A 428-nucleotide genomic window follows, 5' to 3' on the forward strand; every position below is an offset into this window, starting at 1 on the left:
CCCTCCCCTGCTCCTCCAGCCAGGCGGAGGCGCTCAGGAGCCTGCGCACGGCATGGCGCAGGCTCTGTTCGTCACGCTGGTGCTTGTAGCTGCGCCGGTAGCGGACGACCACTTCATCCTCGACACGGCCGTACTGGAACATGTTCTGTTCGCACGTACATGACTTGACGAACTCGTTGACCGCCTGCGCCCGGCGCTTCCACTCGCTCACCGAACGCTGCGATCCCTGCGCCTCCGGCCTGCCCTCCTGCGGGGCGCGCTGGATCGTCCGGGTCACGGCCTGGTTGCCGGCCGCCCGCTGCAGCGCCGCGAGCGGAGGCAGCGCCGCGCCCGGACGTGCGGGCGCGGTCGTCGCACCACGCTCAGGTGATCGGTCCTGCTTCCGGGCCCGCATGACGCCCCTTTCCTCGTGAGGGCAACTCCGCACC

Annotated in this window: 1 pseudogene; it reads right to left on the reverse strand. The window is 70.6% G+C overall.

Annotated elements, in window-relative coordinates:
* A pseudogene (locus G5C65_RS38290) lies at positions 1 to 394 on the reverse strand (hypothetical protein); the annotation flags it as partial.
* Between the last annotated feature and the right edge of the window lie 34 nt (positions 395 to 428).

This window comes from Streptomyces boncukensis (genome assembly GCF_011045075.1).
Lineage (GTDB): Bacteria > Actinomycetota > Actinomycetes > Streptomycetales > Streptomycetaceae > Streptomyces > Streptomyces boncukensis.